General features: G+C 38.2%; 8 protein-coding genes and 3 tRNA genes. 1 reads left to right on the plus strand and 10 read right to left on the minus strand.

Annotated elements, in window-relative coordinates; genetic code table 11:
* The first annotated feature begins 173 nt into the window (after positions 1–173).
* Positions 174–1,451: an ArsB/NhaD family transporter gene (locus AC1EJ0_RS08050; RefSeq protein WP_480023966.1), complete on the plus strand. Its 1,278-nt coding sequence runs from the start codon at positions 174–176 to the stop codon at positions 1,449–1,451.
* A gap of 55 nt (positions 1,452–1,506) precedes the next feature.
* Here AC1EJ0_RS08050 and AC1EJ0_RS08055 read toward each other — a convergent pair whose 3' ends face one another.
* From AC1EJ0_RS08055 to AC1EJ0_RS08100, 10 genes are all read right to left on the minus strand, one after another.
* A complete protein-coding gene (locus AC1EJ0_RS08055) occupies positions 1,507–2,634 on the minus strand; it encodes a YcjF family protein (protein ID WP_480023965.1) in 1,128 nt (375 codons plus the stop codon).
* 76 nt (positions 2,635–2,710) lie between these two features.
* Entirely contained in the window at positions 2,711–3,145 is a 435-nt protein-coding gene (locus AC1EJ0_RS08060; protein WP_480023964.1) for a hypothetical protein, read from the minus strand.
* Between the two features lie 100 nt (positions 3,146–3,245).
* Positions 3,246–3,419, minus strand: coding sequence for a hypothetical protein (locus AC1EJ0_RS08065; protein WP_480023963.1), 174 nt, complete (start codon positions 3,417–3,419; stop codon positions 3,246–3,248).
* Between the two features lie 44 nt (positions 3,420–3,463).
* Positions 3,464–4,744 (minus strand): alpha/beta hydrolase family protein, encoded by a 1,281-nt coding sequence (locus AC1EJ0_RS08070; RefSeq protein WP_480023962.1) that lies wholly within the window; start codon positions 4,742–4,744, stop codon positions 3,464–3,466.
* A gap of 1 nt (position 4,745) precedes the next feature.
* The gene (locus tag AC1EJ0_RS08075; protein ID WP_480023961.1) at positions 4,746–5,897 is read right to left on the minus strand and encodes a peptidoglycan DD-metalloendopeptidase family protein; all 1,152 of its coding nucleotides are present in this window, start codon (positions 5,895–5,897) and stop codon (positions 4,746–4,748) included.
* A 28-nt stretch (positions 5,898–5,925) separates the two neighbouring features.
* Positions 5,926–6,002: transfer RNA gene (locus AC1EJ0_RS08080), tRNA-Arg, on the minus strand.
* A 15-nt stretch (positions 6,003–6,017) separates the two neighbouring features.
* Positions 6,018–6,107 (minus strand) — tRNA-Ser (locus AC1EJ0_RS08085).
* Positions 6,108–6,554 (minus strand): nucleoside deaminase, encoded by a 447-nt coding sequence (locus AC1EJ0_RS08090; RefSeq protein ID WP_480023960.1) that lies wholly within the window; start codon positions 6,552–6,554, stop codon positions 6,108–6,110.
* Positions 6,555–6,579: 25 nt separating this feature from the next.
* Positions 6,580–7,863, minus strand: coding sequence for a triphosphoribosyl-dephospho-CoA synthase (locus AC1EJ0_RS08095; RefSeq protein WP_480023959.1), 1,284 nt, complete (start codon positions 7,861–7,863; stop codon positions 6,580–6,582).
* A gap of 75 nt (positions 7,864–7,938) precedes the next feature.
* A tRNA-Trp gene (locus tag AC1EJ0_RS08100) sits at positions 7,939–8,014 on the minus strand.
* Positions 8,015–8,091: the final 77 nt, after the last annotated feature.

The raw sequence follows: 8,091 nt of genomic DNA on the forward strand, positions 1-8,091 counted from the left end.
TCATTAAATTTTAAGACACCAAACCAAGTTGTAAAAGAATATTTTTCTAAGTGTAACATATGTCTTGACAATTAAGACGAAAAAATCAATATTTTGCTTCTCTCATCTTGACATTTTTTCTTATTATATATATAATTATATGGTTAGTAATAGATATTACAAAGGAGGATTACATGGACAGACTCATACTCGCAGCTGCACTTTTCGTTATAACTTACATATTTATGATTAAATTCGTTAATCATAGACCACTAGTTGTCGGCATAAGTGCGCTTGTTTTTATAATTTTAAACATAGTTCCTTTAAATACAGTTTGGGGCGCTATAGACTTTAATGTGCTTTTGATGATAGGTGGAACGATGATGCTTGTCTCACTTTTCTCAGAAAGCTTGATGCCAACTAGGCTTGCTGACCTTATCATAAACAAGGTTAAGGACATAAGACTCATCATACTTTTCTTATCAATGTTTGCCGGCTTCGTCTCAGCCTTTATTGATAACGTTGCAACAGTACTTATGATTGCACCCGTTGCCATGAGTTTAGCGAAAAAGCTAAAGATATCACCAGTAAAGATGATTATAGCGATATCGATATCATCAAATTTACAAGGTGCGGCAACTTTAGTAGGCGATACATCCTCGATACTTCTAGGAAGTGCGCTAAACATGACTTTCTTCGACTTCTTCGTATATAATGGACACATGGGTATGTTCTGGATTGTTCAAATCTCAGCGCTAATCGCTACTATTGTTATTTACATTCAAACAAAAGATATGAGAGGTAAAGTCGATGCAATTGAAGTAACAAAAGTTAAAGACATGATGCCGACATTCTTAGTTATACTTATGATAGTGCTATTAATCTTTGCATCATTTATTCCGCAAGATCAAAAGATAGATATACTAAACGGACTTATCTGCGTATGTGTAGCTATCTTCGGTGTAATCTATCACTTGATAAGACATAAAGACTCATCCATAATCAAAACAGTTGCAAGCGAAATCGACTTCAACACACTTGGCTTACTTGCAGGGCTATTCATCATTATATCCGGTATTGAAAATGCTGGTGTTATCGATGAAATCGCAAAGCTATTCATAAAGCTAGCGGATAAGCCGTTCTTATTATACACAGCACTTGTTTGGGGCAGCGTCTTGATCAGTGCCTTCGTTGACAACATCCCTTATGTAGCGACTATGCTACCAGTTCTTTCAGTAATTTCAACGCATGTGCCATTCGACATGACAGTATTTTACTTCGGACTACTTAGCGGTGCGACACTTGGTGGAAACATCACGCCAATAGGTGCCTCAGCAAACATCGCTTCACTTGGCATACTTAAGGAAGCGGGCTACACTGTCGAGAACAAAGACTTTATGAAGATGAGCGTTCCATTCACTTTGACAGCAGTCTTAGTCGGCTACGTATTAGTTTGGTTCATATATAGATAATATTTTAATATAGGCAAAGTAAAAGACCTTAGGAGCTAACTCTTAAGGTCTTAATTTATTTAAGCTTCTTGTGATTCTTTAAATTTTCTTTATATAGCTTCTTTAGCATCTCTTCTAACTCTTTGTCGTCTATGTCGTCACCCGTCTTTGCTTTTTTAAGAAGGACTGTCAGTACTTCGATGTAGGCAAAGGCAAGTGATGCCATGATGGCTGAGGCAGTTGTGCCGCTTATTAGCCCAGCGACAACGGTTCCTGCGCCTGGAAAGAATTTTAATGCGTTACTTACTATAAAGCGTCCAAGATAGGTCGCGCCCATGGTTCCGCCGAGACCTGCGATGATTGAAGCGAGTCTCTTTTTGTTCACCGGCACTCCAAATATGGCTGTGATATGAGCAAGCATAGTTAGCTCCATGGGTACCAGTACCGATGCATCGGAAAATGGTATTGGAATGAAACCAACTCCAAAGCTTGAGGCAATGTATTTCTTCGCCCAACTGCGCGCCTTTTCTGCTTTTAGTTTTAAATCTGCATGTTGGGCATTGTTAAAAGATATTTGGTACTCTTCTTCAAGCGCATCCATACTCATCTGTACAAGGTCCTCAAGTCCATGCGACAAAATAATATTGTCGCGGTTAATCTTAAGGTTTTTCGCAAGCACTGGAGCTATGGCATACTCACCCATATTCATATTTTTAATGAAGTCGTAGAAATCTTTGGCTTCTTCAGAGAAGAATTTTGTAAGGACTATGATGACTTTATTCTCTTTACTAAGCGTTCTTATGAGCTCTTCCTCTTCCTTCTCTATCCTAAGGCCTTGGGCGTTGATACAAAAGTAGATAAGATTGAGTTTTTCGTCGTCACCTTTTAAATACATATCGCTCACAAAGTTTGCGACTTCCTTGTATACTTCTAGGCGCGAGTCATTGTCCAGCTCAAGTCCACGCGTGTCGTATAAAGTAAGAGGCACGCCGTCCTTCTCTACCTTGACAATGTTTTTGGTCATAGGATAGCCAACCCCAGTCTTTAGTATGTCCTCACGGAACAAGGCATTGATAAGAGTCGACTTACCCGCACCAGTCTTGCCTAGTACTAGTATCTTCACCTTCTTAAGCTTGCCAAGTTCCTTCTCAATTTTATCGTATAGTTCATCTGCTAGATTGATATTTTCATTCATATTTTTCATATAATCACCTAATTATATATACCCAAAAGCTATTATTAGATAAGAAAAAAGCGTAAAAAGCAATTTGCTTCTTACGCTACATCCTTGATAAAACAAGCATACTTTTATTTTTTCCTATGTAGGCAATAGCTGATAGTTTTTCTTCTTTCTCAAATGGAGACAAAAGATATGGTCCGTCCAAAATTTCATATCTAGTTCCATCGATCTCATATGTGCATTCAACTTTTGATACAATATATGAACCAAATCTTATATAGTGAAGAGGGATTAATCTATTAATCTTGCACTCGTATTTAACTCCACTATCTTTTAATTTTTTTAATTTATAATATTCAAGAAGTGCTTTGCACAAAAAGGCCATAGAAATAAATAACCATACGAATCCATTTATTAAACACGCAATATTCTTCCAATATATATAAGTAATTAATCCAATTATTGTTAATGGAATTCCTCCCCATATGCCTAAGAATTTAGATACTTTAAACCAAGGCCTCTCTATAGTTTTCATAATAATACACCTCTTAATAATATATTAGCACTTAATTATATATACCCAAACCCATTAAAAAAGAGACTTATTACAAGTCTCTCATAATCACATATTAATTTTATCCAAAGAAATATCCTAGTGCTAGCAAAAATGATCCTATTGCTATTAGTGAATAAGCAAGCATCTCTAATAAATTTTCCGCGTTTCTTTCTTTTTTATACGATTCTATCTTGCTAGGAAGCTGAAGTGCTGTTCCTAAGAATATTAATGTGAATGCAATCGCCTTTAACATTTTCCCTCCATAAAAATGGCGAATATCTCTATTCGCCAAATATATTATTTAAAAAACTCTGCTAAATCATCTATCACTAATTGACTTACGTGATTTGGCTTGTCATATATCTCTACAGAAAACTCATCTGAGTCCTCAGGCATCATCAAGTGATTAAGCCCTTCATATAGATTATATATCACAAGTCCTCTATCTCCCAAGGCCTTTTTGAACTTTTCAAGTTCATCCTTCTTAACTTGGAAGTCCTTTGAGCCGTGTCCTATAAAGACATCAAAGTCTGAAGCTTTTATGTCCTCTACTGGATTTACTTGGTTGACCGAGTAAACGTATGACGCAGGCATACTAAAGAAGTTACCCTTTGTTTTTTCAGTCATATTGTCAACTTGCTCTTTAAACTTTGTGATCTCTTTCTTTTGAAATTCAGCAACTGACTTATTTACTTCACCTGAGTCAAGATACTCCATTTGTTGCGTATAAATTATGTCTGTGAATTTCATAGTCGATGCCGATAGCATTGCGACCTTCTTCAAACCCTCGTCCTTAGCTACTCTTGGCGCAAGCATCGCTCCAAGTGAGTGGCCAAGCACATAAACATCATCAAATCTTGAGTCTTTCTTAAGTTCTTCTATAGCAAGCTTCGCGTCCGATAAAACCTCTTCATCAACTGTGTAGTCCTTTGGCGCGTTATTTACATATCTTTTGTCAATTCTAAGTGTTGCTATGCCATGCTTTGCAAGACCATGAGCAAGGTCTTTAAATGGCTTGTTTCCACTTATACCAACTGTTTCGTCCATATCTTGCGGACCAGAGCCTTGCATCATAAATACTACTTTCTTAGAAGTAAAATCCTTTGGAATGGTAAGAGCGCCATACATCTTGGCTCCATCATTGTCAAGAATAAAGCTTTCTTCTTTGAAATCATCGTTATCTTCACAGATGGGCTCTTTAAGCATAAAGTAGGCGTTGTTCAAACTGCCTGACTTATCAAGCTCGATGATGGATGTCACCATCCTATAATCAAATCTATCTTCACTCGATAAAACGAAAGTATTCTCAATGTACTCGAATTTTTCGTCCTTGCCTTCTTTGAACTCACCTAATTTTTTTATAGTTTGAGTTAAAGATCTTTGAAAATCTTCTTTCTCTATTTGTTTTTGATTCTTAAGCCTAGCTGCTTCGAAAAGCACGTCGCCGTCAGCGCTTCTAAGCGCGTCCAAGTACTTATGACTTAAGTCCTTTGCATCGTTGTATTCAATCTTCTTTGTGCATGAAAACATAGTCACGCTCATCAGAAGAACGAGTACTAGTGCTAGAAATTTCTTCATATTAATTGCCTCTGATATAATTTAGTGGATTTTGGCTCTTGCCATTAACAATAACTTCAAAATGTAGATGCGGTCCAGTTACTCGGCCAGTTGTACCAACTTTACCAATAAAATCGCCTTTCATCAAAGTTTCGCCTTTTGAAACATTTATACTGCTTAAGTGAGCGTATCTTGTCTTGTAACCGTTTTGGTGGTCAATTTCGATAAGTTTGCCGTAAGTGCCTAAGAAGCCTGCAAAGCTTACAACACCGCCGTCTGATGCGTATACAGCGTCACCGTAATCGGCGTCAATGTCAACGCCAGTGTGCTGTCTACCCCATCTTCTTCCAAAGCCTGATGAAATGCCGCCTCTGGTAGGTTTTGTAAAACTGCCATCAGCTAAAGCCTTTCTAGTTCCAACAAGAACCAGCTTCGGAGCAGCCTTTTTCTTCACATTTTCTTCTAAAACAACTTTATTTATAAGCTCGTCATTTTCGTAGTAAGCGATGCTCTTAACAGCCTTAAGTCCGTCTTCGCCGTCCATTGAAAGAACAGTCTCGCCTCTTGGAAGGCTTGGATCGTCTTGACTTTCAACCGGCATAGCTATGACTTCTTCAACATTTTCCTTTTTTGTTAGTAATACGTTTATGGCCTTGTCATTCTTCAATTTATTGTTCTCTAAAACCTCTTTAAGAGCTGAATTTACAGTTCTTAAATCCTTAAGAGAGATCTTTTCTTTTTTAAGCTCAATATTGTCCTTAATCTTCACGCAAATGGTATTGTCACTGTAGTAATGGTTCTCAATTGCTGTTAAAAACTCATTTGCAGCGTCTTCATTCTTAAGCGCGTAAAGAGTCTCGCCACTCTTTTGAACAGCATAAGCATTTGCATAGAAAGCGTCTTCAGATATAGCGTTTCTAAGCTCTTTATCGCTTTTTTTGAACTCGTAATTTGCTTTTACAAGATCCGCACCATATCTATCTTCATATTTGGACTTATAATTATCTATAGCTTTATTAAAATTATGTACGCTAGAGTAAACTCCCAAGGACTTTCCAGAAGAGAAAACTTCTACCCTCGAGAAAAAATTCTTATATACAAAAGCTAGGACCATAGCAAGGGTCAAAAGCGCTACACTTGCGATAATGCCAAGCTTTTTTTTCTTTAAAATCACCTAATTACCTCCTTGTGAAAAAATAAAGTGGCGCACTAGAGAGGAATCGAACCCCCGGCACACGCCTTAGGAGGGCGCTGCTCTATCCAACTGAGCTACTAGTGCACGAAATTATTAAAATGGCGGAGTGGGTGGGATTCGAACCCACGTGGAGCAAGGCCCCTAACGCATTTCGAGTGCGCCCCGTTATGACCTCTTCGATACCACTCCCTATTTATTCCTTAAGTTCTTGAAGAAGTTTTGCAAAAGAAATTTATAAATTTTGCTCTCACTGTAATAAACACCCAGCTTGTGATAGCTAAGAGATGAGTTGTGAAGCTGCATTTTACTAATACAAGCGCCTTTCTTGTAATCAAGTAGACCTATGTATAAGTTTTTTATACGCGCTTCCAAAATCGCTCCTAGGCACATCATGCAAGGTTCAAGCGTTACATAGAGCTCGCAGTCTGTGAGCCTGTAGTTATCGAGCTTTTCACACGCCCGTCTTATAGCAAGCATCTCAGCATGAGCTGATGCGTCCTTCATCGTTATCGTCTCATTATAGGCCTTTGAAATCACTTCTCCATCCTTCACAATAACCGCTCCAACAGGCACCTCGCCAAGCTTGTACGCCTTTATCGCTTCTCTGATTGCCATATTAATAAACCTTTTTTCCATAGTTAATATTATATAGTAAATGAGACTATTTGTCAAGATTTAATAAAGCCGCATTTAAACTTGCGTTGAAGTCCTCTTGCGTATGCCTATCTTCTCGCATGCAAGTGAATCTGTCGCCACCGCAAACGATACACGTCCTCTTCGCATAGCCAAGCTCAGTCCTCGATATAGGCTTAAGATCAGTATCAATCACATCAATGTCTACAAAGCGCATAAAGTCATGCTCCTCTTCTAAATGCACAAATTTTTTCTTCTCATCAGTTGCCTCGCCCTTCGCTAGATAGATGGCTGAGTAATTATCCTCGTTCTCATATATGCACTCGTATGAAGATAAATACATTTTCGCAGCCTTGTAAATGGGCTCAAACTCATCCTTGTCCTTATGCATACCCTTTATATTTAGATTAAGGGTGATGATGGGCTTATTACGATCCTCCATCGCCTTAGTGATAATCCCCCATCTTTCTTCCTTATTATATAGAAAGTCATTCATATAAGAAGCTAAAAAATCATCCATGCGCTTGAAGAAGTAAACGAGCTCGATAGTGTCAGCGCAGCCGCCAGTCGAAATGTTCTTCTCAGTGTAAAATTTATCCATTTCCTTAAGCTCTTCGTCAAAATTTTCGCTATCTAATACCTTTTTCGCGTAGTCTTTGGAAAAAGCTAGGCCAGATTCGCCAACTCTATTTATAGTCGTCGTATCATCAAGAGTTGAAACGATGTAGATGTAAGTCCTTAAGAAGTCCTTTGTATTTTTATAAAATTCATAAGAATCAAGAGCCGTCTTAAAACCATGATACGCCTCATACCTGATACCCGAGTGCTCAGCATTATTTTGATAGGCGCGCATACCATTCGAGTCCTGCATCTCTTTTTTATTAAAATCATCAAAAATATTTGCGCAAAGCTTTTTTACATATTCACTAATTAGATCAATGGTAATGTATTTGTTGTCATAATAAAGCCTAGCTATGGCAGAAGCGATAACACCAAGAGTAAAGATGGCGCCCTTGTGTGTGTTGATGCCACCTGTCGCCTCATACATCATCTCTTCATACTTCATGCCAATGGGCCTAATCGCTTCAAAAGTGTCTGCAAAAGTATTTTTTCTGTTCGACACTTCCATTATCTCAAAAAAATAGCCTTTAAGAGATGAAATGCTCCTTAAAAAAACATCATAATCCATGTCTGCGTGTGGGCCAGAGTCACGTCCATCAACACAGCCAGGCTTAGGTGTTAAATCAAGTTCATCTTTTAAAGACTGTAATAATATATCTTCAATTGTATTAAAAAAAGCGCGTGCCTTCATGAGAACACATCCATTCTAATAATATATAATGAAAGCCATAAAAAAAGCTAAAAAAATAAGCCTATAAAAGGCTTATGGCAGGGGTTGAAGGTTTCGAACCCTCGGCACACGGTTTTGGAGACCGTTGCTCTACCAGCTGAGCTAAACCCCTAAATTGGTGGACCTTCAGGGACTCGAACCCCGGACCTGCCGGTTATGAGCCGGACGCTCTAACCAACTGAGCTAAAG

This window comes from Fenollaria sp. C0166D3, assembly GCF_056590255.1.